The 26,311-nt window shown below is 70.5% G+C and carries 23 protein-coding genes and 1 pseudogene; 11 read left to right on the forward strand and 13 right to left on the reverse strand.

Translation table 11 applies throughout. The features are described from left to right. Positions 1 to 102: 102 nt before the first annotated feature. Both msrA and ACWEFB_RS16745 read left to right on the forward strand, forming a co-directional pair. Entirely contained in the window at positions 103 to 606 is a 504-nt protein-coding gene (msrA, locus tag ACWEFB_RS16740) for a peptide-methionine (S)-S-oxide reductase MsrA (RefSeq protein ID WP_452286287.1), read from the forward strand. Positions 607 to 686: 80 nt separating this feature from the next. Further along, positions 687 to 1,541 carry an SCO6745 family protein gene (locus ACWEFB_RS16745; RefSeq protein WP_452286435.1) on the forward strand — a complete coding sequence of 285 codons (855 nt, stop codon included), beginning with the start codon at positions 687 to 689 and terminating at the stop codon, positions 1,539 to 1,541. Between the two features lie 25 nt (positions 1,542 to 1,566). Here ACWEFB_RS16745 and ACWEFB_RS16750 read toward each other — a convergent pair whose 3' ends face one another. Both ACWEFB_RS16750 and ACWEFB_RS16755 read right to left on the reverse strand, forming a co-directional pair. Next, entirely contained in the window at positions 1,567 to 2,400 is an 834-nt protein-coding gene (locus ACWEFB_RS16750) for a patatin-like phospholipase family protein (RefSeq protein ID WP_452286289.1), read from the reverse strand. A 94-nt stretch (positions 2,401 to 2,494) separates the two neighbouring features. Beyond that, on the reverse strand, positions 2,495 to 2,851 hold the full coding sequence (locus ACWEFB_RS16755; protein WP_452286291.1) for a PspC domain-containing protein: 357 nt from the start codon (positions 2,849 to 2,851) through the stop codon (positions 2,495 to 2,497). Between the two features lie 81 nt (positions 2,852 to 2,932). On the opposite strand from ACWEFB_RS16755, the gene ACWEFB_RS16760 reads away from it, so the two are divergent. Continuing rightward, positions 2,933 to 4,141, forward strand: coding sequence for an RNA polymerase sigma factor (locus ACWEFB_RS16760; protein WP_452286293.1), 1,209 nt, complete (start codon positions 2,933 to 2,935; stop codon positions 4,139 to 4,141). Between the two features lie 21 nt (positions 4,142 to 4,162). On the opposite strand, the gene ACWEFB_RS16765 is transcribed toward ACWEFB_RS16760, so the two are convergent. After that, entirely contained in the window at positions 4,163 to 4,522 is a 360-nt protein-coding gene (locus ACWEFB_RS16765; RefSeq protein ID WP_452286294.1) for a YciI family protein, read from the reverse strand. Positions 4,523 to 4,689: 167 nt separating this feature from the next. Here ACWEFB_RS16765 and ACWEFB_RS16770 point away from each other — a divergent pair, with 167 nt between their 5' ends. Beyond that, complete coding sequence (locus tag ACWEFB_RS16770; protein ID WP_452286296.1) at positions 4,690 to 5,070, forward strand: VOC family protein; 381 nt, start codon at positions 4,690 to 4,692, stop codon at positions 5,068 to 5,070. 34 nt (positions 5,071 to 5,104) lie between these two features. Here the strand turns inward: ACWEFB_RS16770 and ACWEFB_RS16775 are convergent, their stop codons facing one another. Next, positions 5,105 to 5,485: an HflX-like GTP-binding protein gene (locus ACWEFB_RS16775; protein WP_452286298.1), complete on the reverse strand. Its 381-nt coding sequence runs from the start codon at positions 5,483 to 5,485 to the stop codon at positions 5,105 to 5,107. A 50-nt stretch (positions 5,486 to 5,535) separates the two neighbouring features. Further along, positions 5,536 to 7,254, reverse strand: a complete 1,719-nt coding sequence (locus ACWEFB_RS16780) for an ABC transporter ATP-binding protein (protein ID WP_452286300.1) — start codon at positions 7,252 to 7,254, stop codon at positions 5,536 to 5,538. Between the two features lie 204 nt (positions 7,255 to 7,458). Here ACWEFB_RS16780 and ACWEFB_RS16785 point away from each other — a divergent pair, with 204 nt between their 5' ends. The 4 genes from ACWEFB_RS16785 (at position 7,459) to ACWEFB_RS16800 (ending at position 11,588) form a co-directional block, all read left to right on the forward strand. Next, positions 7,459 to 7,881: a MarR family winged helix-turn-helix transcriptional regulator gene (locus ACWEFB_RS16785; RefSeq protein WP_452286437.1), complete on the forward strand. Its 423-nt coding sequence runs from the start codon at positions 7,459 to 7,461 to the stop codon at positions 7,879 to 7,881. A 113-nt stretch (positions 7,882 to 7,994) separates the two neighbouring features. Beyond that, positions 7,995 to 8,534 carry a hypothetical protein gene (locus ACWEFB_RS16790; RefSeq protein WP_452286302.1) on the forward strand — a complete coding sequence of 180 codons (540 nt, stop codon included), beginning with the start codon at positions 7,995 to 7,997 and terminating at the stop codon, positions 8,532 to 8,534. A gap of 146 nt (positions 8,535 to 8,680) precedes the next feature. Beyond that, the gene (locus ACWEFB_RS16795) at positions 8,681 to 10,444 is read left to right on the forward strand and encodes a glycoside hydrolase domain-containing protein (protein WP_452286303.1); all 1,764 of its coding nucleotides are present in this window, start codon (positions 8,681 to 8,683) and stop codon (positions 10,442 to 10,444) included. A gap of 130 nt (positions 10,445 to 10,574) precedes the next feature. Further along, positions 10,575 to 11,588, forward strand: a complete 1,014-nt coding sequence (locus ACWEFB_RS16800) for a DUF5954 family protein (protein ID WP_452286305.1) — start codon at positions 10,575 to 10,577, stop codon at positions 11,586 to 11,588. Between the two features lie 212 nt (positions 11,589 to 11,800). Here the strand turns inward: ACWEFB_RS16800 and ACWEFB_RS16805 are convergent, their stop codons facing one another. After that, on the reverse strand, positions 11,801 to 14,386 hold the full coding sequence (locus ACWEFB_RS16805; RefSeq protein WP_452286307.1) for an ATP-binding protein: 2,586 nt from the start codon (positions 14,384 to 14,386) through the stop codon (positions 11,801 to 11,803). Positions 14,387 to 14,722: 336 nt separating this feature from the next. Beyond that, positions 14,723 to 16,120, reverse strand: a complete 1,398-nt coding sequence (locus tag ACWEFB_RS16810; protein ID WP_452286309.1) for an MFS transporter — start codon at positions 16,118 to 16,120, stop codon at positions 14,723 to 14,725. Between the two features lie 304 nt (positions 16,121 to 16,424). Here ACWEFB_RS16810 and ACWEFB_RS16815 point away from each other — a divergent pair, with 304 nt between their 5' ends. Beyond that, positions 16,425 to 17,462 (forward strand): ETX/MTX2 family pore-forming toxin, encoded by a 1,038-nt coding sequence (locus tag ACWEFB_RS16815; protein ID WP_452286311.1) that lies wholly within the window; start codon positions 16,425 to 16,427, stop codon positions 17,460 to 17,462. A 15-nt stretch (positions 17,463 to 17,477) separates the two neighbouring features. On the opposite strand, the gene ACWEFB_RS16820 is transcribed toward ACWEFB_RS16815, so the two are convergent. Next, complete coding sequence (locus tag ACWEFB_RS16820; RefSeq protein WP_452286313.1) at positions 17,478 to 18,779, reverse strand: MFS transporter; 1,302 nt, start codon at positions 18,777 to 18,779, stop codon at positions 17,478 to 17,480. 320 nt (positions 18,780 to 19,099) lie between these two features. Between ACWEFB_RS16820 and ACWEFB_RS16825 the strand changes: the two genes are divergently transcribed. Beyond that, positions 19,100 to 19,480 (forward strand): RidA family protein, encoded by a 381-nt coding sequence (locus ACWEFB_RS16825; protein WP_452286439.1) that lies wholly within the window; start codon positions 19,100 to 19,102, stop codon positions 19,478 to 19,480. Between the two features lie 57 nt (positions 19,481 to 19,537). Here ACWEFB_RS16825 and katG read toward each other — a convergent pair whose 3' ends face one another. After that, complete coding sequence (katG, locus tag ACWEFB_RS16830; protein WP_452286315.1) at positions 19,538 to 21,811, reverse strand: catalase/peroxidase HPI; 2,274 nt, start codon at positions 21,809 to 21,811, stop codon at positions 19,538 to 19,540. A gap of 23 nt (positions 21,812 to 21,834) precedes the next feature. Then, complete coding sequence (locus ACWEFB_RS16835) at positions 21,835 to 22,263, reverse strand: Fur family transcriptional regulator (RefSeq protein ID WP_452286317.1); 429 nt, start codon at positions 22,261 to 22,263, stop codon at positions 21,835 to 21,837. A 276-nt stretch (positions 22,264 to 22,539) separates the two neighbouring features. On the opposite strand from ACWEFB_RS16835, the gene ACWEFB_RS16840 reads away from it, so the two are divergent. Further along, positions 22,540 to 24,039, forward strand: coding sequence for an FAD-binding oxidoreductase (locus tag ACWEFB_RS16840; protein WP_452286319.1), 1,500 nt, complete (start codon positions 22,540 to 22,542; stop codon positions 24,037 to 24,039). Here the strand turns inward: ACWEFB_RS16840 and ACWEFB_RS16845 are convergent. From ACWEFB_RS16845 to ACWEFB_RS16855, 3 genes and pseudogenes are all read right to left on the reverse strand, one after another. Next, a pseudogene (locus ACWEFB_RS16845) lies at positions 24,031 to 24,372 on the reverse strand (phosphoketolase family protein); the annotation flags it as partial. The gene ACWEFB_RS16840 and the pseudogene ACWEFB_RS16845 sit on opposite strands and share 9 nt — an antisense overlap. 8 nt (positions 24,373 to 24,380) lie before the next feature. Continuing rightward, positions 24,381 to 25,085: a CBS domain-containing protein gene (locus ACWEFB_RS16850; protein WP_452286321.1), complete on the reverse strand. Its 705-nt coding sequence runs from the start codon at positions 25,083 to 25,085 to the stop codon at positions 24,381 to 24,383. 164 nt (positions 25,086 to 25,249) lie between these two features. Then, on the reverse strand, positions 25,250 to 26,290 hold the full coding sequence (locus ACWEFB_RS16855) for an alcohol dehydrogenase catalytic domain-containing protein (RefSeq protein WP_452286323.1): 1,041 nt from the start codon (positions 26,288 to 26,290) through the stop codon (positions 25,250 to 25,252). Positions 26,291 to 26,311 lie beyond the last annotated feature (21 nt).

The following is a 26,311-nucleotide window of genomic DNA, read 5'->3' on the forward strand; positions in this document are numbered from 1 at the left end:
TGAGGCCCCTTTCATTTTAGGCTGGTGACCGGGGTGACAGTGCGGCGGCAGCGGTCCACGGGTCATGCTGGGAGACCAACGACGAATGAGGTGGGCGCGACTATGGCTACGGAGAAGGCGATTCTGGCCGGAGGCTGTTTCTGGGGGATGCAGGACCTGATCCGGCGGCGCCCCGGTGTGGTCACGACACGGGTCGGCTACACCGGTGGCGAGGTGGCGAACGCCACCTACCGCAACCACGAGGGTCACGCGGAGGCTATCGAGATCACGTTCGATCCGTCGGTGACGTCGTACCGGAACCTGCTCGAGTTCTTCTTCCAGATCCACGATCCGACCACCCTGAACCGGCAGGGCGGTGACATCGGCACCAGCTACCGGTCGGCGATCTTCTACGAGAGCGACGAGCAGAAGCGGGTAGCCGAGGACACCATCGCCGACGTCGACGCGTCCGGGCTCTGGCCGGGCAAGGTGGTCACCGAGGTGACGGCCGCCGGTCCGTTCTGGGAGGCGGAGCCGGAGCACCAGGACTATCTGGAACGCATCCCCAACGGTTACACCTGCCACTTCCCGCGACCGAACTGGACACTGCCGCGCCGTTCCCAGTGACGGTCGCCGAAGCCCTGTCGCAGCCACCCGGCCGCCCGTACGCGGGATGAGATGCTGTCGGCGTGAAGAACGCGCGGCGGATGTGGACACTGTTCGAACCCGTGCACGCCGTCACGTACTTCACGGCGGAGGCACGGCAGGCGTACGAGGCGGCCGGGCTGCGCGGCTACTGGCGGGGGTACTTCGCCGGGCGGGCGGCTCCACTCGGGCCGGTCGGGGCGGCCCCGGCCGTGGCCGTCTTCTTCAACTTCGCGCCCGCCATGGTCGCCCGTGCCCTGCCCGACGTGTGGCAGCGGGCGACTGTGGCGGAGACGCTCGTGGCGCGCCTGGCCGGGGCCACGGACGCGTTGGCCCGGCTCACCGCGGGCATCCCGGTCGGCACGGTCGAGGCAGCCGCCGACCTGCTGGAAGAGGCGGTCCACCGCCTCGATTCGGCGGGTCGGGTGCTCGGGGCCGCCAACGCGGCGTTGCCGGTGCCGCAGGATCCGCTCGGTCGGCTGTGGCAGGCCGCCACGACCCTGCGCGAGCATCGTGGGGACGGGCACGTCGCCGCGCTGGTGACGGCCGGACTGGGTGGATGCGAGCCGCTGGTCTGGCGGGCGGCGACTGACCTCGGCCGCGAGGTTTTGCAACCGAACCGGGGCTGGTCCGACGATGAGTGGAACGCCGCGACCCGGCGACTCGTCGAGCGCGGATGGCTCGCCGAGGACGGCACTCCCACCGCCACCGGCGTTGCCGCGTACGAGTGGATCGAGAGCGTGACCGACGACGTTGCCGCAGCCGCCTGGACCGGCGTCGATCCGGCGGATGCCGCCGCGCTGCTGACCCCGATCGCGCACGCCTGCCGGGCCGCGCTGCCCCCGGTCAGTCCGATCGGGCTGCCCGAGCCCGGCGGGCACGACACCGGCGGCGGGCCGGACGGGGCCGGGGCGTAGGACGCGCCGGTCGGCTGTCCCGGCGTCACTGCCAGATCGCGCGGATCCGGTCCGCGATCGATCCGGCCTGGTCGCGCCCGGCGCGGGCTGCCGCCGCGCGTCGTGTGGGGTCGAGCATGTTGGGGCCGATGGCGGCGCAGGCTGCGGCGTCCGGCGTCACGACGACGTTCGGCACCCCGAGTGCGGCGGCCTGGATCTGGGGACGGTCGGCGCGGCGGAGGGCCGACGTGGTGGGTGCGATCACGACCACCCGGCTGTGGCCGGCGGCGAGGTCGACGTTGGCGACCGAACGTACGCCGCCGTCCAGGTACCGCCGTCCGTCGATCGTGACGGGTGGCCAGACCAGCGGGACGGCGCAACTGGCCGCGACCGCGTCGATCAGGGTGACCCCGCTGTCGCGGTCGAAGACGACGTCCGTACCGGTTTCGGCGTCGACGGCGGTCACCAGCAGCCGGCGGTCGGGCCATCGCCGGTCGGGTACCCGTCGTTCGATGACCGCTCGCCGTTCGGCTTCGGACATGGTCTTCGCCCGTAGCGCCGCTCGCCCCAGCCACGCCCGTCCGTGCCGCCGGTCGCCCGGCCACGCCGATGCGACCAGGAGACGGACGACAGGTCCCACGCCGATCCGGGCGGGAGTCTCGCCGGGGACGTTGTCGATCTGGGCGGCGTAGATGTCCGCCAGGGGAGTGGTCCCGGTCAGTTGCGCGGCGACCGCCGCCCCGGCCGAGGTGCCGATGACGGTGTCCGCGCCCGCGAGATCGACACCGCACTGCGCGAGGCCGTGCAGCAGGCCGATCTCCCACGCGACGCCGGTCACGCCACCGCCGCCCAGTACCAGCGCTCGCCCATCGGTCGGCATCAACGCATCCTCTCACGGTGCCGACCGCACGCTGTCCGCTCGACCACGGCCCCGAGCACCGGCACGGTGCCTTCCCGCCGCGTGCGCTCCCGGCTCAGGTGTATCGCGGTGCGTCCCGTTCGCGCTCGTAGTCGCCGACCGTCGGAACGACGGGAAGGACGAGCAGCAGGACCAGGTACGCCACGGCGAGCAGTCCTCCGGTGAACATGGTCAACAGGAGCACGACGGTTCGTACCCAGTCGACGCGGAACCCGCCGTACGCCGCGATGCCGAGACAGACGCCGCCGAACCATTTGCCCTCGCTGATCCGGCACCAGAACCGGCCACGCGCCCTTCCCTCAGCGGAGGGCGGGGCGGGGATTGCCGGGTTCACCGGTCCGAACTCAGCCAGGATCGCTGCCATCCGGGCACCGGTCACCGGACCGTCGCCCGAGCCCGTGCCGGTGCTCAACTGCCAATGTTCGTCGACCCGGTAACGCGGGTGAGGGCGATGCGGGACGCCTCGGGCCCGCAGGTACTGCACCCTGGTCCCGTGGACGACGTGGCAGAGATCCTGGACCGGATCTGGCGGACGGATGCGGCCGGCATGCTCGGCGCGCTCAGCCGGCGGCTCGGCGACTTCGATCGGGCCGAGGAGGCGCTGTCGGACGCACTGGCCGAGGCACTCAAGCGCTGGCCCGACGAGGGCGTCCCGGAGAGGCCGACCGGTTGGCTGGTCACGACGGGCTGGCACAAGGCGTTGGACCGGTTGCGCCGTGACGCCGTCGGCCGGCGGAAGGTGGCACGGGTGGCCGCGGAACCGCCACCCGAACCCGGCGTGGACGATCGGCTGGCCATGGTTTTCGCGTGCTGCCACCCGGACCTGGCCGAGCCGGCCCGGGTCGCGTTGACCCTGTACGCCGCCAGCGGCCTGAGCGCGGCCGAGATCGCCGCCGCGTTCCTGGTGCCGCTGCCGACGATGGCGCAGCGGCTTTCCCGGGCCAAGGGTCAGTTGCGGGAGCGCGGCATCCGGTTCGAGATGCCACAACCGCACGAGTACGCCGACCGGCTACCGACCGTACTCACGGTGATCTACCTGGTGTTCAACGAGGGGTATCTGTCCAGCGGCCGGTCCGCCCAGCGGCGGGAGCTGGCCGGCGAGGGGGTCGAGCTGGCGCGCCAACTCGCCGCGCTGCTGCCCCGTGAGCCGGAGGCCGCCGGCCTTGCCGCGTTGCTGGAACTGCATCACGCCCGCGCCGCCGCGCGGTTCGACTCGTGGGGCCGCATCGTGCTGCTGGAACAGCAGGACCGGCGGCTGTGGGACAGAGCGGCGATCGAACGGGCGGCGCTGCGGCTGCGGGCGGCGGTGAGCCAGGGCCGGCCGGGGCCGTACCAGGTGCGGGCCGGCATCGCCGCGCTACACGCCCTGGCCGCGTCGTACGACGCCACCAACTGGGCGGACGTCCGGGCGCTGTACGACCGGCTGTACGCACTGGACCCGTCGCCGGTCGTACTGCTGAACCGGGCCGTGGCCACCCGGTACGCGGTGGGACCGGCGCCGGCACTGGACGAGGTCGACGCGGTGGGGGACCGGCTTGCCGGTTACCACCTGTGGCACGCCGCCCGGGCCGACCTGCTGGCCACGCTCGACCGTCCGGGAGAGGCGCTGACGGCGGCGGAGCGGGCTCTGGAGCTGGCGACGAACCCGGCCGAGCGGGAACTGATGTCGCGTCGGGTGGGTGAGCTGCGGCGCCGGCTGTGAGACCGGCGCCCAGCGTCACCGCTATTCGCGGCTCATCACGGGACGGACCTCCAGCGCGGTCATCCCGGCGCCGAGTGGCCAGGTGGCCGCGATCCGCGCGGCCTCGTCGATGTCGTCGCACTCCAGGATGACGATCGCGCCGACGATCTCCTTGAGTTCCAGGTACGGCCCGTCCGTAATCACCGGCTGGCCGTTCGCGTCGGCGCGTACCGTTTTCGCCGTGTTCCCGGGTTGCAGCTCGGCACCGCCGTCGGCGATCTTGCCGGTCGGCTGCCACCGCTCGAACCACGCGTAGATCTGCTTCATCAGGTCCTGCTCGTCGCCCGGGGAGAGGGCGGTCCACTCGCGGTCGTCCCCGCAGATCAGCATCGCGTACTTCATGTTCGCTCCTCATGGTGGGAAGGGCTGCGTCATCCGGGTAACGAATGACCGTCACGGGTCCTCGACAGGTTCCACCGAATTTTCTGCCGAAGTTCCGGCGGCCAACCGCTCACTCATCGAGTTGAGCTGTCAGTACAACGAAGAACGGGAGACGTTATGGTGATCCGGTGGCGTGTCGCATCACCGAACTGGTCCTGGACGCACGTGATCCCGAACTGCTGGCACGGTTCTGGTGCGAGGTACTGGGCTACGTCGAGCTGGAACGCGACGGAGCAGACATCGAGATCGGGCCGGCCGACGTCGGCTTCGGTGGCGCCCAGCCCACGATCGTCCTGAACCAGACCGACGAGCCCAAGGCCGGCAAGCTGCGTCTGCACATCGATGTGAATGCCACCGACCGGGAACAGGACGAGGAGCTGGAGCGGTTGCTCGCGGCCGGCGCCCGTCGAGTCGATGTCGGGCAGACCGGCGCCGAGTCATGGCACGTGCTCGCCGATCCCGAAGGCAACGAATTCTGCCTGCTGCGGCGACGGGTACCAGGGGTGTAGCCGATCAATCGCCCACCCCGCCGGTTCGTGAGCGTCAGGAGAAGAGTTCCGTACCGCTGACCACGATGCACCCGAACATGTCACCGAGGACAACCTGTTGATGCTTGCTCAGTGGGTTGACGAAAACCGCCACACCGACCCCGGCAGCTCGACAGACCTGGGCGATCTCGCGCGCCTTGCCGGAGCTGAGCAGCGTCCGCCGCGAGAACGGTAGGGTCATCTTGGCCGCACCGCCTCGCGAGACGCCCCGCCGCTGCACATGCCGGCCCACCACCCGGCCCCCATGTGCCACCACGGAAGCCGCCAGCAGGTCGAGCTTCGCTCCGGATTCCCTGTCCTTCGCCGAGAACAGACCTACGAGCACCACGTCGGCACCCGCCAACACGGCGGTCGGCCCGCTCTGATTGCCACGCACCGCGCCATCGTGCCAGAGTTGTCGATGCCCATCGGTCGATCAGGTCGGCGTCAGGCGGCCAGCATCGCGTACCGGCCGTTGGTGTCGATGAGGGTGTCGTGGGTGCCGCGCTCCACGATCCGTCCGTGGTCGAGCACCGCGATCTGGTCGGCGTCGCGCACGGTGGAGAGCCGGTGCGCGATGGTGATCGTCGTACGTCCCTCGGCGAGGACGTCGAACGCACGCTGCACGGCCCGTTCGGTCTCGGTGTCCAGGGCGCTGGTCGCCTCGTCGAGGATCAAAACGCGCGGGTCGCGCAGCAGCGTGCGGGCAATGGCCAGGCGCTGCTTCTCACCGCCGGAGAACCGGTGTCCCCGCGAGCCGACCATCGTGTCGTACCCGTCGGGCAGTCCGGCGATCAGGTCGTGGATCTGCGCGGCGCGGGCGGCGGCCTCGATCTCGGCGTCGGTGGCCTCCGGGCGGGCATAGCGCAGGTTCTCCCGCACGGTCGTGTGCAGCAGGTACGTCTCCTGGCTGACCACACCGACGATCGCGGCCAGGTCGGCCAGGCGCAGGTCGCGCAGGTCGATGCCGTCGACGGTGACCCGGCCGCTGCTCGGGTCGTGCAACCGGCTGACCAGCGCGGCGAGGGTGCTCTTACCGGAACCGGTCTCGCCGACCAGGGCCAGGCTGGTGCCAGGGGGCACGTCCAGGGTGACCCCGGTGACCGCGGCGGTGTCGCTGCCCTGGTAGCTGAAGCCGACCTCGTCCAGGCGCAGGTGGCCGCGGACCCGCCGCGGGTCGATGCCGACCGGTTCGGCCGGGTCGGCCACCTCGACCGGGAGGTCCAGGTATTCGAAGATCCGGGCGAAGAGGGCCAGCGACGCGGTCAGCGAGACGCCCACGTTCAGCAGGCCCATCAGCGGGCGGAACAGCCCGCCCTGCAACGTGGTGAAGGCGACCAGGGTGCCGATGCTCAGCGTGCCGGCGGTGCCGGGCAGGCCGGCGCTGAGGTAGATGATCGCGGGGATGGCGGCGAAGATGACGCTCATCGAGGCCATCCGCCACCGGCCGGCGAGTTCGCTGCGCAGTTCAAGGTCGACCAGGCGGGCGGAGGAGGCGTTGAACCGCTCGATCAGCGTCGGCCCGGTTCCGAGGGTCTTGGCGAGCTGTACGCCACTGATCGACAGCCCCTCCTCGACGGTGACGTTGAGGTCGGCCAGTTCGCGCTGGCGTTTCGCGGTGATCTCGCGACGCAGCCGGGCGACCCGGCGGGTCAGCCAGATCGCGGGGGGAAGTACGAGCAGCGAGACCAGGGAGAGGCGCCAGGAGAGGGCGACCATGGCGACCGCGGTGGCGACGACCGTGGTCAGGTTGGACGCGATGCCGGTGGCTGTGGAGGTGACCACCGACTGCATGCCACCGATGTCGTTGGTGATCCGGGACTGCACCTCGCCGGTGCGGGTACGGGTGAAGAACGCCAGCGACTGCTGCTGGAGGTGGCCGAACACGTCGGTGCGTAGCTGGTGCAGGACCTCCTGCCCGACCCGGGTGGAGATCCAGGTCTGCAGGACGCCGAGGACCGAGGTGACGGCGGCCACCCCGACCATGCCGAGGACCAGCCAGACGAGCAGCGTCAGGTCGCGCTCCGGGAGGGCTTGGTCGATCACGTGCCGGAGCAGGAAGGGCGAGGCCATCGCGATGATCGAGGCGGCCACGATGATCGCGGTGACCATGGCGAGCGCGGCCCGGTGCCGGGTGAACAGCCCGCCGATGCGGCGCAGTGACACCTGCCGGGCCTGCGTCTTCTCGGCGGCGCTGACTGTGTGGGGGCCGCGGTCGCGGCCGGAGGGGGTGGGTTCCAAGGGGATCTGCCCTTCGTCGGGGATATTACTGAGGTTGCCTCATCATGAGGTAACAACCGTACCCCCTGCTACCGTATTCCCGTGACCGAGGCGGACGGCATTCCCGTGACCGGGGCGGACGGCGTTCCCGTGACCGAGGCGGGCGGTGACGACGAAACCCTGGTGGAGGCGTTCTGGGGGGTGGCGCGCCGGCTGCGGCGGAGCAGCCGGGAGGCGCTGGAACCGTGGGACATCAACCCGAGCCAGGCCCGTGCGCTCGGTGTCCTCGCCCGGCACGGCATGCTGCGGCTCAGCGCCCTCGCCGAACACCTGCGCATCGCGCCGCGCTCGGCCACCGAGGTGGTCGACGACCTGCAGGCCCGGGGCCTGGTGGAACGCCGCCCCGATCCGGGCGACCGACGCGCCACCCTGGTCGCGCTGACCGGGGAGGGCAGCCGCATCGGCGCTGCGATCAGGGCCGCCCGGCGGGCCGAGGCGGAACGGCTCTTCGCCGACCTCGACGAGGCCGACCGTGACCAACTCGCCCGGATCCTGCGTACCTTGGGTGGTTGATCCGGTGTATGCCGTGATAGCGGGGGAAGTCCCCGGTCTAGTCGCTTCTGCCGGGGGTATGGCGCGCAGGTGCAGGGACCTCTCGCAAAAGTTACCCGGGTGCAGTGGTCCTCGTGGTCTGTTCCCTGGTCCCGTACCTGGTCCTGGCGGTGGCGGTGCTCTCGCTCGGAGAGATCATCTCCACCAGCCTCGCCATCTCCCGCCCCACCTTGCAGGTGACCGCCAGTGTGTCTGCCGGTGCGTACGCCGTCGGCACACTGCTGGCCGTGCAGTTCGCCATGCACCTCCCGCCACGACGAATGCTCATCACCTACGAGATCTGTTTCGTCGTCGCGTCCGTACTCGCCGCGACGGCCCCGAACGCGCCGGTGTTCATCGGCGCCTTCATCGCACAGGGGCTGCTGACCAGCCTGATGCTGATCGCCGCGTTACCCCCGTTGGTCACCGCCTGGCCGGCGAGCAAGATGCCGATCACCGCAGGAATCCTGAACCTGTGCATCTTCGGCGCCCTCGGGCTCGTCGGCGCGACCGCGCTGTACCTGTCGGGCCGTCCACGCCTCGAAACGCCGGACCTGGAGCGCTTCCAGGGTCGTGGGGAACCCGCGTGGTCGTCGCCGCCCATTCTCAGCGCCGTGCACCGCAAGTGGCGGTAAGCAGGGTTTGCCAGCCTTGCTCGAGCGTGCCGCCCCGGCCGCCGGTGGACGTGGTTCGGCGACAACCCTCTAGTGGTAAACGTCGATAGATGGTATGAATTGTCCAAGCTTCTCCGCAAGTAAGAGATTCTCCTACGGAGGCTCGGATGAACAGAATCATGGCAGGCCTGGCCGCCCTCCTGTTCACCATCGCCGGCTCATCGGTGGCCCCCGTGCCGGCACGGGCGGCCCTTGCGGAAAATTCGTCCACGTCGGAGGACTTCCGTACGGTCGATTACCGGGGCTATCGCGTGACGGTCCCGCAGACCTGGCGGGTTGTCGACCTGACCGACAACCCGGACGCCTGCGTCCGGTTCGACCGGCCCACGGTTTACCTGGGACATCCGGCCGACAAGTCGTCGTGCCCCGCCCACCTCGTCGGTCGTACCGCAGGGCTGGTCGTCGAACCGCTCGAGTCCGTACCGGTGGATCGTCTTCCGCCGGACACCGCCACCACGGCGCCGGGCACGGCGGCCCCGAGCGCCCCGTGGTCCCGCGACGACTCCCTCCGGTTCGCGGTGCGTGACGCGGGTGTGCTCGTCACGGCGGCGCACACCCCGGTGACCGAACCCCTGGTCCGCCGGATCCTGGCCACCGCGACCCTCGGCCCGGACGCGAAGCCGGCGGCACCGACGGCATCGCCCGGCACCGGCTCGGCGCCGGGGGCGGGGACCCGGCGGACACCGCTGGTCGCGGCCGGTCCGCAGCCGGGCACCTACACCGGCAGGGGCTTCGACACGTGTACGGCGCCGTCCCAGTCGACCATGGACACCTGGCGAGCCAGCTCGCCCTACCGTGCGGTCGGCGTCTACATCAGCGGCGCCAACCGGTCCTGCGCCCAGCCGAACCTGACCGCGAACTGGGTGAGCAACCAGACCGCGAACGGCTGGCGCCTGATCCCGATCGAGCTCGGCCGCCAGGCCCCCTGCTCCACCCGCTACTCGCTGCTGATGTCGAGCGACCCGACCACCGCGCGAGCACAGGGCTCGACCGCGGCGACCAGCGCGGTAGGCGCCGCGCAGGCGTTGGGCATCCCCGCCGGCAGCGCGATCTACAACGACATCGAGGCCTACCCGTCGAACGCGTCCTGCCGGGCCGCGGTCCTCTCCTTCCTCTCCGGCTGGACGAACACCCTCCACTCGTACGGATACCTCGCGGGCGTGTACTCCAGCGGGGCGTCCGGCATCACGGACGTCGCCGGTGCGTACGACGATCCTTCTTACACCCGGGTGGACCACATCTGGTTCGCCTGGTGGAACAACGTGGCGAACACCGACGCCGGACCGTACGTGCCGGCGGCGTACTGGGCCGACCACCAACGACTGCACCAGTACGCCGGGGACGTCTACGAGACCTGGGGCGGTGTCCAGATCCGAATCGACCGCAACTACCTCGACGTCTCGGCCGGCGCGGATCCGCCGGCCTGGAGCAGCACCGTCGACAACACCACCTCGGGCCGGTTCACCGCGAGCGCGAACTGGGGCACGTCCAGCTACTCCGGCCAGCGGTTCGGTGCCGACTACCGGTTCGCGAACCCGACCCCGGCCAGCGATGTCGCCTGGTACCGGGTCGCCATCCCGGAGACCGCCACGTACGAGGTCGCGGTCTGGTACCCGGCGAACCCGGACTACAACGACTCGACCCCGTACATCGTCGCCACCACCGGGGGCAACCGGACGGTACGGGTCGACCAGCGCGTCAACGGTGGTCAGTGGGTGTCGCTCGGCGTGTTCACGCTGGCCGGCGGCGACGCCAACCGGGTGGGAGTGAGCCGGTGGACCGCCGGCACCGGTTATGTCATGGCCGACGCGGTCCGGATCACCCGCCGGGTCACCACGATCACCACGTCCGGCGCCGTGCCGCTGCGGTAGTCACGGCGCTGCCCGCAGGGGGTACGGCGTACCGCCTCGGGGCGGCCGAGCCGGCCAGGATGCGGATCGATCTGTTGGTGTGGGCGTGGTGAGGACCGCGGGTCGAACGACAGCAGTGCACAGTGTGTGCATGACGTATGACGGTAAGCAGGTGCCCGACCACCTGCTGATCAACATCGAGCAGCGAGACGACCCGATATCGGCGGTTTCCGAGGACGATGCGCGCCGCCGCTCGGTTGCCTATCCCAAGCTGATGTGGGGGGCACCCGTCTTCGGTCGGGCCGAGGAGGTCGATGGCCGGTGGCGGATCCTCAGCCTCATCGGCGACGAGCCGCAGGGCACCCGGGACGGTCTCGGTTCCCACTTCCGGCGGCTGCTCAGCGAGACGCCGGACACCGCCGAGAACGCGGCCGAGCGGAAGGAGTACGAGGCGGCGATCCGATTGCTCGACTGGGAGGTGGTCAACGACCTCACGGTCAACGGCCGGCGCTACCGGATCATCCGTGCCCAGCCCTTCCTGCGAATGGGACCGGACGGGCCCGAGCCGCCCCGGCCCAGCGACCCGGACCCCCGCCCGGCCGGCAGGACGGGCTCGTCGGGATCGCAGATGGAGGGATTTGTCATCGATCCGGTCGCGACCACCGGCCTTTCCGACGGAATTCTGCGGATGGAACTCGTTCCCGCCTTCTACAAGAAGGGGGGAATCGTCCCCGACGACGTACGGGAGGACTCCCGGCGGGCGTTGGCCACCCATCCGAACGTGGTCCTGCTACCGGTCGGCTTCACCATCGGCGAGTACGTCGACGGCAGGTGGCGACCCCGGTCGTTCTCCACGTACCCGACGCCGCAGGCGGCTCGGGAGTCGGCGTCCTTCAACTTCAGTGACATCGTCCCGCACGAGAACGCGTCGTTCGAGGAGATCAGGGCGGCGTACAACCGTGCTCTGGAGGAGTTCGAGGCGCCCCGCACCGACGAGTTCGAGCTGAAGGGTGTCCGCTGCCGGGTGACCCGGGTCGAGTGCTTCGTACGGGTCGGCCCGGACGGCCCCGAGACGCCCCGTCCCTCGGACTGGGACCCGGAGCCGCCACCCGAGCTGCACTTCCAGCAACTGCGTGCGGAGGGCAGGATGCCCGAACTGGAGTGACCCGTACCTGCCGCGGTGGACAGGTCAGCGGCCCGGTCCAGCCCGCGGCCCCGATCCGCACCGGTATCGGCGTCGGCGCGGAATCGCACATGGCGCGGCCGGGCGGCCGCCGGACGGCCACGGGGGCCGTCGCAGCGGTCGCCCGGCCCGGCCGCGTCAACCGATCGCGGTACGGAGTGCCGGACGTCCCTGCGCGATCCCGGAGATCGACACTAGGAGACATTCCTGTCCCGCTCCGCCCCCTGAGCACAGAGCACGGCGCGCAGCCTGGCGTGGGTCCGTCGGTCGAGGCCGTCGAGCAGGGGCAGCGCCTCGGCCCAGCATCGGCGCGCGTCCCTGGTACGCCCCAGTGCCGCGTGGACGTCACCCAGGACCTGTTGGGCAAGCCCCATGCCGCGTCGATGGTTGAACTCCCGGCAGATGACCAGCGCCTGCCGGGCGCGGGTCAGTGCCTGCGTGGTGTCACCGGACACCTTTAGCGCCTCGGCCAAATTGATCAGCGTCAGCGCCTCGCGCAGCCGGTCCCCGCACTGCCGGGTGATGGCGAGCCCGGCCCGGTGGTGGGCCACGGCCCGGGTGAAGTCACGGCGTCGCTGGAACACCAGACCGAGGTTGTCCAGGACCGACCCCTCCTCGCAGCGGTCACCCAGCTCGCGCCGGATGGCGAGGCTCGCCCGGAGGTGCAGCACGGCGGCGTCGAGGTCGCCCCGGTCCCGCAGCGCGCTGCCCAGATTGTTCAGGCACAACGCCTCGCCGGCCCGATCGCCGAGACCGCGTTGGGTTATCAGGACCCGGCGCAGCAGGTTGACGCCCTGGTCCATTCGCCCCTCCCGGAGCATCGCCACGGCCAGTACGTTGAGGGCCAGCGCGTTCGCCGCCCGGTCACCCAGCCGGTGCGTCGCCTCGGCCCCCAACTCGCCGAACTGCACCTGTTCGGTGACGTACCCCGCGTCGTCGAGGAACCTGGTGACGGCCAGTACGAGATCACGTACCTCGGCGAAGTCGTGCCCGGTGGCCAGCCGCTGCCTGGCGATGACCAGCAGGTTCGTGTGTTCGCGTTCGAACCAGGCCCAGGCGTCCACGGGGCTGACCAACTGGTGGGGGTGGCCGGAGGATTGGGTCGGGGCGCGGTCCGGAAACCGCTCGTGCGGACAGAGCAGGTGGGCCGCGGACGCGGTCGTGTCGAACAGGTGACCGGTGAGCCGGGCCATTGCTGCCGCCCGTACCGGCGGCGGCTCGACCTCCTCGGCGCGCTCCCGGGCGAAGAGGCGGACGAGGTCGTGGAATCCGTACCGCACGTCGCCGGACGGCTGCAGCAGGTGCGCGTCCACCAGTTGTTCGAGCATCCGCTCGGCGAGCGGCACCGGCAGGTTCGCCAGGGCGGCAACGGCCGGCGCCGCCGCATCGGACCAGTCCGGCAGGCTGGCGAGCCGGAACAAATGGATCGCCTGCCTCCGCTCGTCCTGCTCGGACTCGTCGAACGCCCGGTAGCCCGGGTTCAGGCTGGCGCGTACGGAAAGATCCCCGGCCTCGAGCACGTCGAGACGCCGATGCTCGTCGTCGATCCGGTCCGCGAGTCCGACCAGGGTCGCGTTCGGTCGGGCCGCCGCGCGGGCGCCCACGATCCGCAACGCCAGCGGCAGCCCGGCGCAGCGCTGAACGATCACCGAGGCGGCGGCCGGTTCCGCGTCGACCCGCGCGGCACCGCCGGTCCGACGCAGCAGGGCGAGCGCGGCGCCGTCGGGCAGCGGCTCCAGCGAGATCCGGGCGGTCACGTCCAGGCCCAGCAGCCTCCACCGGCTGGTCACCACGGTGGTGCACCCCGCAGCACTCAGCAGCAGCGGACGTACCTGCGCGGCCGAGGCGGCGTTGTCCAGCACCATCAGTACGCCCTGCGCGGCGGTCATGGTCCGCAGCAGGGTGCTCGCCTCCTCCACCGTCGGCGGAACGGTGGACGCCCCCATCGCGCGCAGGAAACGGGCCAGTACCTCCGCCGGGTCGGCCGGCGCGATCCCGGCACTCACACCGTGCAGGTCGGCGTAGAGGCAGCCGCCGGGGTGCCGCGCGGCGACCTGGTGCGAGAGGTGCAGCGCGAGCGCCGACTTGCCGACGCCGCCGGCACCCGCCACGACACACACCGCACCGTCGACGGCCATCGCGTCGAGCATCCGCCGGGTCTCGGCGGTACGGCCGACGACCACGATCGGTGGCGGCGGTAACTGGAACGGAACGGGCCGGTTCACCGGTGTTGGTCGACGGAGGAGCAGGGGTGCGGAGTTGCCGGTCGGGCCGGTCGTCGGCGGCAGTCTCCGGGCCCCCGGCAACGGCTCGGCGACGGCGTCCGCGTCAACCGCCCCGCCGACAACGCCGGCCAGGGTGCCATCGTCCTCGCCGGTACGGCCGGCGCTGGGAATCCGGGCCTGCGCCGGGCCGTCGACCGGAGGAAGCAGCCGGAGCGGGTTCTGCCCCCTACCCCGCTCGGCCGCCAGGCGCTGCCACGACGTCACCCACGGCCCCATCCGCGCGGCCGGTACGTCACACGCCCGCAGCAGCGCGACCACCAACTCCCGGCGGGGCAGCGTCGCTCGCCCGAACATGGTGGCGAGGGTGCTGGCCGGCAGGATCTCGCCGTTGGCCTGTGCCCGTCGGGCGATCGCGCGGTAGGTGAGACCCGACTGGTCACGTACCCGGCGCAGGAGTGCGACGTACTGTGCGGCGCTCGACGCGAACGTCGGGTCGACATCCGGACCGGGTGCGGTCAGGGTGCTCTGTTCGGCATCACTTCGTTCACTGTCCACTGAGACGAATTGGACCAGACGGTGGCCGGGACAGTGCCACCTTTCGGTCGGGGACGAAGGCTCGCATCCCTGGTCGAAGGGCTGGACACCACCCCCGCCGGTCACCTGTGCGGTGGTCGACCCGACGTCGGAGCGCCGCCCCGGGCGTACGGCCACGGGGGTGACGCTCCGACGCGACCGGCCGCCGCGAGGCGGTCAGTTCCAGTCGACGCGGTAGCCGCGGTCAGGTCGAGCCGGCACCGCGTACGGCGATCAGGTCCAGCTGATGCCACGCTTGCAGACGCCGCGCATGACCCTCTCCTCTCCTTCGGGTGAGGCGGCCCCGGATCCGCCCCGTCAATCCAGCGTCGACCGGACGGACCCTCCGGCGGAAGGTTCAGCCGCGGTCGAGGTCGTTCGAGGTTGTTCGAGCGGCGCGTCGAACGCCGTCGGGCTGTCGCTGTGGCTGGTGGTGTCGCGGTGGCCCGACGGGTGGGCGGTGGGGCCGGACCGGTCGGATTGTCGCCGGGGCCACAGCGGGACCACGGCCAGCACCGCGACCGTGCCCAGCAGGCCGCTGACCCCGGTCACCGTGGTGGCGGCCCAGTGGTCGGCGGCCAGTCCGGCGAGGAGCATCGCCATGCCCTGCAGCCCGGCCAGCCCGGTGATCGCGACCCCGAAGGCCCTGCCCCGGTACTCGGCCGGCACCGCCCGTCCGAACAGGGCGTTCAGCGGAATGGCGAAGGCACTCCCGGCACCGGCCAGGACGAGCAGGCCCAGCACCGCCCACAGCGGCGGGAAGGTCCAGACGACAACCAGGACCGCGCCGGACAGTGCCGCCAGCGGCAGGATGAGACGCGGCCGGACGTCCGGTGGGCAGAACCGGGTGAAGACCACCCCACCGACGCCCATGCCCAGTGGCGCCGCCGCCAGCAGGAGTCCGACCGTGCCCGGTCCACCGCCGTACTGGACGGCCAGTGGCGCCATCAGTCCCTCGGCGGCGTAGACGAAGGCGCTGGCGAGCCAGAGGACGAGCACGTAGGCGCGCAGCCGGTGGTCGGTGAAGATGACCCGCAGCCCGATGGTCGGGCCCAGCCCGCTGGTGTGCCCGTGCCCGTGCCCGTGCCCGTGCCCGTGCCCGTGCCCGTGCCCGTCCGGTCGGGCGGGCACCGGGCGGGGGCGCACGCCGACGATGATCAGCAGCGCGGAGACCAGGAACGTCGCCGCGTCGACCAGCAGCGCACCGCGCAGCGAGAACACCGCCACCAGGCTGCCACCGGCGGCGAAGCCGACGACCTGAACGACCTGGGCGCTGATGTTGTCGACCCCGTTCGCCACCGGGTACCGGTCACCGTCCAGCACCTCGGGCATCAGCGCCGCCCGGGCGGCCACGAACGGCGGCCGCAGCAGGTTCACCACGAACAGCAGCCCCACCAGGGTCGGCGCGGAGAGGCCGGGCAGCGCCGCGAGCGGAATGAGCAGCGCGCGGGCCAGGTCGCACCCGATCATCAGCCGGCGACGGGGGAGCCGGTCGGCCAGGCCGGACAGCAACGGTCCGCCGGTGAGCCAGGCCAGGTAGGAACTGGCGAAGGCCGCCGCCGCCAGCGCCGCCGACCCGGTACCGGTGTAGACGAGGTACGCGACCGTGATGGCCGTGAGCTGGTCGCCGAGCAGGGACAACAGGTACGCCCCGAACAGGTACCGGTACTCGCGTACGGCAAACACCTGCGCGTACGTCGCGGGGTGCTCGGTCACCACTGCCGTCCCCGATCCGCTCTCCGTGATGCGTCGAAGCCAGACCGTATCCAGCGGTGGTGGCACCGGGGCCGGTCCCGGCGTTCGGGTCCGTTCGGACCTGTTCGCGGTCGCCTGACCCGTCCCGTGGTTGTCCGGCCGAGTCCCGCCACCGCCCGAGCGGATGTCCCGGGGACTCGGGACATCCGCGCCTTGAGTCCGGGACGGCGCCGCCTGAAAAGTGACGTCGTCCAACACGGAGATGAGGGGGATGGGGCACATGAAACGAATGCGAACGGAAGTCGGCGCCGGCCGTGGGGGCGGGATGCGCAGAGGATTGCTGCACGGGCTCGCGACGGTGCTTGTGGCAGCCGGTTTCCTGGCCGTCGCCGCCGGACCGGCCGCGGCCGAGCCGTACTGCGACCGACCGAACCCGCCGCCGGCCTGCGGTGATGACCCGGGGGATCCGCCGCCGGCGCCGACCACACCGCTGCTCTCCGTCGAGGGCGTGCGGCAGATCCCGTCCTTCGACGGCGTGCGGGTCTCGGGTTGGGCGGCCGACGAGGATGCGCCGACGACGCCGTTGACCGTGAACATCACCCTGGACGGGGTGCTCAGCCGGTCGCTGACGGCCAACCTGCCGTGGAGCGGCATCCCCGCCGGGTACGGGCCGTCACACGGATTCGACGTGGTGCTGCCGACGACGGCCGCGCAACCCAGGATCTGCGTGACCGCGGTCAACGTCGGCGCCGGGATCAACAAGACGATCTGCCGGACGGCCGACCACATCGTCGACTTCGAGGCGAACGACATCCGATACGACACCGGAAACGCGGTCATCACGGGTTCGTCGCTGGACCAGCTCGACTTCCTGTCGATCCGCAACGACTCGACGGTGCAGCAGTCGACCGAGATCAGCGGCAGCAAGACGAAGTCGGAGACCATCGGCTGGTCGAGCACCTACGGTGCCAAGGTCACGCTGAAGACGACGTTCAAGACCGGTGTCCCGATCCTGTTCGAGGGCAAGGTCGAGGTCACCGTCGAGGGCTCTTACAGCTACACGCACAACGGCTCGACGCAGCGGTCCCAGACCTTCGGTTGGCGACAGCCGGTGATCGTACCGCCGCGATCCATCATCGAGGCGTCGGTGGCGGTCACCACCGGCAGGATCAGGGTGCCGTACCAGCTGACCGGTGACCATGTCTACAACAGCGGCGTACGGGTCGCGGGCACGGTCGACGGGCTGTTCACCGGTGGCAACAGTGAGCGCCTGGAGGTCAAGCTGAAGCAGTTCAACCTGGACGGCACACCCGCACTCGCACCCGCGCCGCAGCCGAAGGCCGCGATGCTCAGGGTCGCGTAGGAAAACCGCCGACCGTCACCACCGTACTGCCGGGGAGGCTGACCGCCTCCCCGGCAGCGCCGTTCCCAGCCGGGCGAGCGGCGACAGCGCCATCAGTACGGGGGACAGCATCATGCCGGCGGCAGTGACCAGCAGTGCCGTACGTATTCCCCAGTGTTCCGCGAGAAGGCCGCCGAGCAGCGAGCCGAGTGGCGTCAGTCCCATGCCCGCGAAGGTGATCGTTGCGGCGACCCGGCCCTGCATCGGGTCCGGGGTGACGGCCTGCCGGACGGCCATGATCGAGACGTTGACCAGTTGGCCGAAGACCCCGAACACGAGGTTGATCGTGACCAGTGCGGCGATGGTGCCCACGGAGGTGCCGTGCAGAGCGGGCACCCACAGCATCACACCGTCACCGATGACCGCCGCCCCGACGAGTACCGGACCGTAGCCGAGGCGGCTCGGGAGGCGGGCGGCGAGCAGGGAACCGACGAGCGCGCCCGGCCCCGTGGCGGCGAGGACCAGGCCGATGGCGGTGCCGGACAGGTGCAGTTCCCGTGGCAGGAAGAGCAGGTACGTGGTCATCACGGCCGCGAACGACAACTGGAACGCGGCCGAGGCGAGGCACACCGTACGCAGCAGGGTGTCGCGTACGACGAAGCGCAGTCCCTCGTGGATCCGCCGCCAGACACGCTGCGGGCCGCCCGGGTGCGCCGGAATCGACTCCTGATGACGGATGCGGGAAATGCCCAGGAACGACACCACGAAGAACAGGGCGCTGGACGCCGCGGCGATCGGCGCCGGAAGCAGGGACATCATCGTCCCGCCGAGGGCCGGACCGCCGATCTGGGCCGCGGACCGGCTTCCCTCGATCGCGCTGTTGCCAGCCAGGAGCTGATCGCGTTTCACCAGGCGTACGAGGCAGGCCTGGTAGGCGACGTCGAAGAAGACCGACAGGGCCCCGACGGTGAAGACGACCGCCAGCAGCGCCGGCAGGCCGAGACCGCCCACGAGGGCGAGCACGGCGGCTCCACCCAGCGTCAGGGCTCGGCCGAGGTCCGCCAGCACCATGACGGTACGGGTCCGCCACCTGTCCACCCACACGCCGACGAACAGCGCGAGCAGCAGTTGCGGAGTCTGCCCGACCGCGCGCAGGACGCCCAGTTGGTCCGCGCCCACGTCGAGTGTCAGTACGGCGATCAGCGGCAGGATCACCAGGCTTGCGTGCTCACCCAGTTGCGAGGCTGTCTGGCCCAGCCAGAGCCGGCGGAAGTCGGCGTTGCGCCACAGACCGGGAGCAACGGATCGATCATGAACGGTGGAGCGGCCGTACGGCACGAGGACCCCTTGGATCGCCGCGGACAGGGCGCACAGACCGCCGTACGACAGAAGACGTACCGACGGTACGGGCGGAGGGCTCGCTGTGCCGCGCGATCAGGGGCAGCACGCGATGACAGGCCGATTACGGCCTAGGACGTCAACGCGCGCTCGGACGACCGGGCATGTCTCAGCTCCTCCCGGGGTCACTCGCCGCCCCAGACTAGCCAGAGCTGGTCCAGCCGGAAAGGCAAATAGGGTCGTCAGAACGCAGCCAGCGACCAGCGCTGGTCCATCGAGCCGGGGGGCGACCCGACACCGTGACTTCAATCCGACGCTTGGTGACCTCGGGGTCACCGCTGGAACCGGAGATCGGCTTCTCCCGCGCCGTACGGATAGGGCCGTACGTGTCCGTGGCCGGCACCGCGCCGATCGCGGACGACGGATCCGCCGCCGCCCCCGGAGACGTGTACGCCCAGTCCGTACGCTGCCTGGACATCGCCGAACACGCACTGCGTGAGGCCGGTGCGACGTTGGCGGACGTCATCAGGACCAGGGTTATGCTCGTTGACATCGCCCGTTGGCGAGAGGCGGCCCGCGCCCACGGAGAACGATTCTCCCGGATACGACCGGCGTGCACCTTCGTGGAGGTGTCGCGCTTCATCGACCCGGAGTGGCTGGTGGAGGCCGAGGTCGACGCCGTGGTGGGAACCGACCGGTGAAACGGCCGGGCCCGGCCGATCACCGATGGATCGACCGGGCCCGACGGTTGGAGCGGATCAGACGAGGTCGAACCGGTCGAGTTCCATGACCTTGGTCCAGGCCGCGACGAAGTCGCCCACGAACTTGTCCCGGGCGTCCTGGCTCGCGTAGACCTCCGCGAGGGCACGCAGTTGCGAGTTGGAGCCGAAGATGAGGTCGACCGCGGTGGCGGTCCACTTCACCTCATCGGTGGCGAGGTCGCGGATCTCGTACACGTGCTCGGACTCCGACGCCTTCCACCGGGTGCCCGGGGAGAGCAGGTTGGCGAAGAAGTCGTTGGTGAGCACGCCGGGCCGGTCGGTGAGGACGCCGTGCTGGGCGCCACCGAAGTTGGCCCCCAGGGAGCGCAGGCCGCCGATGAGGACGGTCATCTCGGGCGCGGTCAGGTTGAGCATGTAGGCCCGGTCGACGAGCAGCACCTCCGGCTGGGTCTTCTCGCCGGGACGCAGGTAGTTGCGGAACGCGTCCGCGCGCGGCTCGAGGACCCGGAAGGACTCGACGTCGGTCTGCTCCTGGGTGGCGTCGGTGCGGCCGGCGCGGAACGGCACGGTCACCTCGACACCGGCGTCGCGAGCCGCCTTCTCCACGGCGGCCGAGCCGGCCAGCACGATCAGGTCGGCGAGCGAGATCTTCGCGCCGCCGGCCTCGTTGAACTCCCGCTGGATGCCCTTGAGGGTGTCCAGGACCGTCGCGAGCTGCTCCGGCTGGTTCACCTCCCAGCTGCGCTGGGGCTCGAGGCGGAGCCGGGCGCCGTTGGCGCCGCCGCGCTTGTCGGTGGAGCGGTAGCTCGCGGCGGAGGCCCAGGCGGTCGAGACGAGCTGGGCGGTCGTGAGGCCGGACTCCAGGACCTTCGCCTTGAGGGCGGCGACGTCGGCGTCACCCACGAGTTCGTAGCTGACGGCCGGTACCGGGTCCTGCCACAGCTGGGGCTCGGCGACCCACGGTCCCAGGAAGCGGTTGACCGGGCCCATGTCGCGGTGCAGCAGCTTGTACCAGGCCTTGGCGAAGGCCAACGCGAACTCGTCGGGGTTCTCCAGGAACCGGCGCGAGATCTTCTCGTACGTCGGGTCGAAGCGCAGCGACAGGTCGGTCGTGAGCATCGTCGGCAGGTGCTTCTTCGACGGGTCGTAGGCGTCCGGGATGATCGCCTCGGCGTCCTTGGCGACCCACTGCTTGGCGCCGCCGGGGCTCGTGGCGAGCTCCCACTCGTAGCCGAAGAGGATCTCGAAGAAGCGGTTGCTCCACTGCGTCGGCCGGTCGGTCCACGTCACCTCGAGGCCGCTGGTGATCGTGTCGGCACCCTTGCCGCTGGCGTGGGTGCTGAGCCAGCCCAGGCCCTGCGCCTCCAACGGGGCCCCCTCGGGCTCCGCGCCCACGTGGCCGTCGGCGACGCCGGCACCGTGGGTCTTGCCAAAGGTGTGGCCGCCGGCGATGAGGGCGACGGTCTCCTCGTCGTTCATCGCCATCCGGCCGAAGGTCTCCCGGATGAAGTGCGCGGCCGCGCGGAAGTCCCCGCTACCGCGAGGCCCCTCGGGGTTGACGTAGATGAGCCCCATCTCCGTCGCCCCGACACCCTCCGACATCTCCGCGTCGGAGACGTAGCGCTCGTCGCCGAGCCAGGCGTCCTCCGGACCCCAGAAGATCTCCTCGGGCTCCCACACGTCGACGCGGCCGAAGCCGAAACCGAAGGTCTTGAACCCCATCGACTCCAGGGCGACGTTGCCGGCGAGCACGAGCAGGTCGGCCCAGGAGATCTTCTGGCCGTACTTCTGCTTCACCGGCCACAGCAGCCGGCGGGCCTTGTCGAGGTTGGCGTTGTCCGGCCAGCTGTTGAGCGGGGCGAAACGCTGACCGCCGTCGCCGGCACCGCCGCGACCGTCCTGGATCCGGTACGTGCCGGCGGCGTGCCAGCTCATCCGGATCATGAGGCCGCCGTAGTGGCCGAAGTCGGCCGGCCACCAGTCCTGCGAGGTGGTGAGCACCTCGGTGATGTCCTGCTTGAGGGCCTCGACGTCGAGCTTCTCGAATTCCTTGGCGTAGCTGAAGTTCTGTCCCAGCGGGTTGCCCTTGGACGAGTGGGCGTGCAACACCGAGAGGTCCAGCTGGTTGGGCCACCAGTCCCGGTTGGTGCGCGGACGACCGCCGGTCTTCGGGGTCGGCGAGTCGATCGCCGGGTTCTCGCTCTCGCTGCCGGTCGCGGTCACGGAGTCGTGCGCGACCGGGCAGCCGGCCGCTGCCTTCTGGTCCACGCCCTGCGCGCTGGAGGGACCATTCTCCTGGGTGTCGCTCATTTGCTTCCTTCCGAGCTGGCGGATCACTGGGTCGTGCGTTCGGTCGCGCAGTCGGGACAGGTGCCCCAATAGACGACCTCCGCCTCGTCGACCACAAAACCGTGGTCGTTCGAGGCGGTGAGACAGGGGGAGTGGCCGACGGCGCACTCGACGTCGGCGATCGCTCCGCAGGAGCGGCACACGACGTGGTGGTGGTTGTCCGCGACCCGGGACTCGTAACGGGCGGTCGCACCGGCGGGCTGGATGCGGCGTACCAGTCCGGCGTCGGTGAGGGCGCGCAGGACGTCGTATATCGCCTGGTGGGAGACGGTGGGTTGGTCCGCCCGTACCAGCGCGATCATCGTGTCGGTGTCGACGTGCGGATGGTCGCGCAGCGCTGCGAGCACCGCCAACCGGGGCCGGGTCACGCGCAACGAGGCCGCCCGCAACTGCGCCTCGAAGTCGGACGTCACCCGATCAACATAGCCCACTGATCTGGAACGGATCAAGTTTGGCTCCGGTTCGAGTCCGTACGTTCCGGTGGCGCCGTGTGGGGGAGCAGCCACTGTGATCGGGCTCACGTCCGGTCCACCCCGCAAAGGAAGGTCGGCGTCACCCGACCGGGTTCCGATGCAACGTTCTCGGATCTCCGAAGAAGTCTCCGGTATTAGCGTGAGTCTGCGCGCCAGCGGGAGGGCAAGAGTCTCTTGGTCGAGTGGTCGCGTAACCCGATCGAGAGGATACGGACCATGCATGACCTTTCTCGTCGCGAATTGCTCAAGGCGACTGCGGCCGTCGGCGCCGGGGCGGTTGTCCTTCCGGGCATCATCGTCGGAGGCACTCCGGCCATTGCGGACGACGGCCCGGGATGGTCAACCGGTCCGGAAACCCCGTCGGCGACGCTGACCGGTCGGATCGTTCGCCCCCAGGACCCCGGGTACGCGAATGCCAGCCTCGGATGGGACGAACTCTTCGTACGTTATCCGCTGGTCATCGTCTTCGCCCAGGAGACCCGGGACGTGGTCAACGCCCTCGCGTGGGCGCGGCAGAACGACGTCGCGCTGCGGGTGCGCAGCGGCCGTCACAGCCTCGAGGGCTGGTCGAACGTCGACAACGGCATCGTGATCGACGTCAGCGAGCTGAAGTGGGCCCGGATCGACGCCGCCGCCGGAACCGCGACGGTCGGCGCCGGGCTCAACCAGTTGGAGGCGGTCACCACGCTCGGGCAGCAGGACCTCGCGGTGACGACCGGTACGGAGGGAACCGTGGGCCTGTCCGGCGCCACCCTCGGCGGTGGCTTCGGCTTTCTCACCCGTTACCTCGGCATGGCCTGTGACAACCTGATCGGGGCGGAGATTGTCGTCGCGTCGGGTGCCGACGGCGCCAGGGCGATCGAGGTGGACCTGAAGAACCACCCGGACCTGCTCTGGGCGCTGCGCGGAGCGGGAAACGGCAACTTCGGAATCGTCACGTCGCTCACCTACAGGGTGACTCCGCTCAGGAGTGTCGCCTACCTGCAGGCGACCTGGGAGGGCCTCGACGACCTGCACGGGGTCTTCGACACCTGGCAGCGGACCGCCCCGTTCGCCGACAACCGGCTCGGCACCCAGCTCGAGATCCACAAATCCCAGATCCTGCTGTTCGGGGTGCTCGCGGAGGGGTCGGAGGCGGAGGCGAGGGACCTGCTGGAACCGCTTCTCTCGATCGGCAACCCGGAGGTCACGGTGCAGATCGGGGGCTGGGGCGACACGTACGCCGGATTCCAGATCCCGACCGAGGACGAGCCCGCGAACTGGAAGTTCTTCTCCCAGTTCACCAGCGAGCCGTTCCCGGAGGAGGCGATCGGCGTGATCCGTTCGTTCATGGAGAACGCCCCCTCCGAGGACAGCAACTTCTTCACCCAGGCCTTCGGTACGGGTGCCCAGACGAGCGAGCCGCCCGGCGGCACGGCGTTCCCGCACCGCGACGCGCTCTTCTACTCCGAGCCGGGCGCCGGTTGGGGCACTCGCGGCGAGCCGGACAGCGGCGACGCCGTCACCCCGATCGCCCAGGCGTGGATCGCCGAGTTCAGCCAGGCACTGCGGCCCTACGTGAACGGCGCCTACGTCAACGTGCCGAACATCGGGATGGCGGAATGGGAAACCGCGTACTGGAAATGCAATTTCGACCGGCTGCGGAAAATCAAGGCCAGGTACGACCCCCACAACGTCTTCCAGTACGAGCAGAGCATCCCACCCGCGTCATGCTGACCCACGGTTCGTCGATTCCGTACCCGGCCAGGTCCACTCCGCCACCCGAGGGTCGTCCTCGCCGTACCGGCGGGTGCGGTCCCGGCACCGCTGCCGGGCGTCGACCATCGCCTGGCGCAGGTGGGCGGCCCTGGCGCCGAGGCCGGGAACCCGGTCGATCACGTCGATGACGAGGTGGAAGCGGTCGAGGTCGTTGAGCATGACCATGTCGAACGGGGTGGTGGTGGTCCCCTCCTCCTTGTAACCCCGTACGTGCAGGTTGGCGTGGTTCGTACGGCGGTAGGTGAGCCGGTGGATCAGCCAGGGGTAGCCGTGATAGGCGAAGATGACCGGCAAGGTGCTCATGCTGGTAGGTCTCCCATGATGCGATGCCGCGGACCGATCGGCGACACGGTGTCGTCGTAGTCGTAACCCAGCTCGTTGGCCAGCTCGACCACCCCGCTGACCTGGGCGGCGAGCTGTCCGGCGATGTCCACGGAGGTACGGCGGTCCAACTGGCCCACCATCCGTACGACACCGTCGTCCACCGTCACGCGTACCGCCCCCTCCCGTACGGCGAGGACCCGTTGCAGGACCTCCCGGACGACGTCGCGCCGGATGTCGGCGTCCGGGCGCAGGTGCACCCGCAACAGGTCGCCCCGGGTCACGATGCCAACCAACCGGCCCAGGTCGTCGACCACCGGGAGGCGCTTGACGTGCTCGCGGTCCATCAGCTTCGCCGCGGCGGCCACCGGTGTCCGGGCGTACGTGGTGATCGCGGGTGCCGTCATCAGCTCGGTGGCGACGGCACCGTCGGCCTTCACCCGGGCGTCCCGGCGTCGGCGGCTCTCGAACAGCCGCCGCTCGTGCGGTTCGCCGACCAGCTCGACCTTGTGGAGCAGGTCGGCCTGCGAGACCACCCCGACCACCCGGTCGAAGTCGTCCACCACCGGCACGGCACTGACGTGCCGGCCGGTCACCGCGTCGATGATCTCCCGGTACGGGGTCTGCGCCCCGACCGTCGCGACGTCCGTCGTCATCACGTCGCCCACCTGCCATGCCCTCATCGTGGATCTCCTTCCTGCGCTCACCGTACGAGCGCAGGGGCCCACGCCATCAGGGCCGAAGGACCGGTGCGGTAGGGACCTGAGGCACGACGCGTCCCGCCGTCGACCACTTCTCGTCGACCCGGTTCACCACCCGCGCGGCGACTGCCGGGTGCCGGGCGCGATCATCTCCGGGTCAACACCACCTTGAGGGCGCCACTTTGTCCCGGCCGGGAGAACTCGTCGTACGCGTGCATGATCTCGTCCAGCGCGAATCGGTGGGTGACCAGGCCGCCCACGTCGAACTGCCCGCCGGCGAGCAACCCGAGCAGCACCGGGATGGTGTTGGTGTCGACCAGCCCGGTGGTGATGGTGACATCGCGCGCCCAGAGTTGTTCCAGGTGCAGGGTGGCCGGCGCGCCGTGCACGCCGATGTTGGCGACCCGGCCCACCGGCCGTACCAGGGTGGTGCAGAGTTCGAACGCCTCGGGCACCCCGACCGCCTCCATGACCACGTCGGCGCCGAGTCCGCCGGTCACGGACCGCACCACCTCCTGCGGATCCTCGTCGGGGGCCACCGTGATGTCCGCACCGAACTGCCGGGCGGCCCGCAGTCGGCCTTCGGCCTTGTCGACGGCGATGATGTGCGCGGGGGAGTAGAGGCGGGCGGTCAGAATGGCGGCGAGCCCGATCGGGCCCATTCCCACGATCACCACGGTGTCGCCCGGCCGGACCTGCCCGTTGAGCACGCCGACCTCGTACGCGGTCGGCAGGATGTCCGCGAGCAGGACGGCAGACTCGTCGGTGACGGTCTCCGGCAGCGGGTACGTGGACAGGTCGGCGAACGGGATTCGGGCGTACTCCGCCTGTACGCCGTCGACGAGGTGGCCCAGCAGCCAGCCGCCCCCGCCGGTGCACTGGCCGTAGCTGCCGGAGCGGCAGTAGCGGCAGCGGCCGCAGGCGGAAATGCATGAGGCGAGTACCCGGTCGCCGGGACGTACGGTGGTGACGGCGGCGCCGACCTCCATCACCGTGCCCACCGCCTCGTGACCGAGGATCCGCCCTTGCTGTACCTCCGGGACGTCACCACCGAGGATGTGCAGGTCGGTCCCGCAGATGGTGACCGTGTCGACCCGGATGACCGCGTCGGTGGGTTCGGCGACCTGTGGGTCGGGGGCCGACGTCCACTCGTGCTTTCCCGGGCCGCCGTACCTGAGCGCCTTCATGTGCACCTCCCTCGGCCCGCT

The organism is Micromonospora sp. NPDC004704, assembly GCF_053601675.1.

Coding starts and splice junctions, on each gene's coding strand:
- ACWEFB_RS16745 (WP_452286435.1), top strand. CDS start 687: ATGTGGACACTGTTCGAACCCGTGCACGCCGTCACGTACTTCACGGCG.
- ACWEFB_RS16815 (WP_452286311.1), top strand. CDS start 16,425: ATGCGCAGAGGATTGCTGCACGGGCTCGCGACGGTGCTTGTGGCAGCC.
- ACWEFB_RS16795 (WP_452286303.1), top strand. CDS start 8,681: ATGAACAGAATCATGGCAGGCCTGGCCGCCCTCCTGTTCACCATCGCC.
- ACWEFB_RS16855 (WP_452286323.1), bottom strand. CDS start 26,290: ATGAAGGCGCTCAGGTACGGCGGCCCGGGAAAGCACGAGTGGACGTCG.
- msrA (WP_452286287.1), top strand. CDS start 103: ATGGCTACGGAGAAGGCGATTCTGGCCGGAGGCTGTTTCTGGGGGATG.
- ACWEFB_RS16850 (WP_452286321.1), bottom strand. CDS start 25,085: ATGAGGGCATGGCAGGTGGGCGACGTGATGACGACGGACGTCGCGACG.
- ACWEFB_RS16840 (WP_452286319.1), top strand. CDS start 22,540: ATGCATGACCTTTCTCGTCGCGAATTGCTCAAGGCGACTGCGGCCGTC.
- ACWEFB_RS16800 (WP_452286305.1), top strand. CDS start 10,575: ATGACGTATGACGGTAAGCAGGTGCCCGACCACCTGCTGATCAACATC.
- katG (WP_452286315.1), bottom strand. CDS start 21,811: ATGAGCGACACCCAGGAGAATGGTCCCTCCAGCGCGCAGGGCGTGGAC.
- ACWEFB_RS16750 (WP_452286289.1), bottom strand. CDS start 2,400: ATGCCGACCGATGGGCGAGCGCTGGTACTGGGCGGCGGTGGCGTGACC.
- ACWEFB_RS16765 (WP_452286294.1), bottom strand. CDS start 4,522: ATGAAGTACGCGATGCTGATCTGCGGGGACGACCGCGAGTGGACCGCC.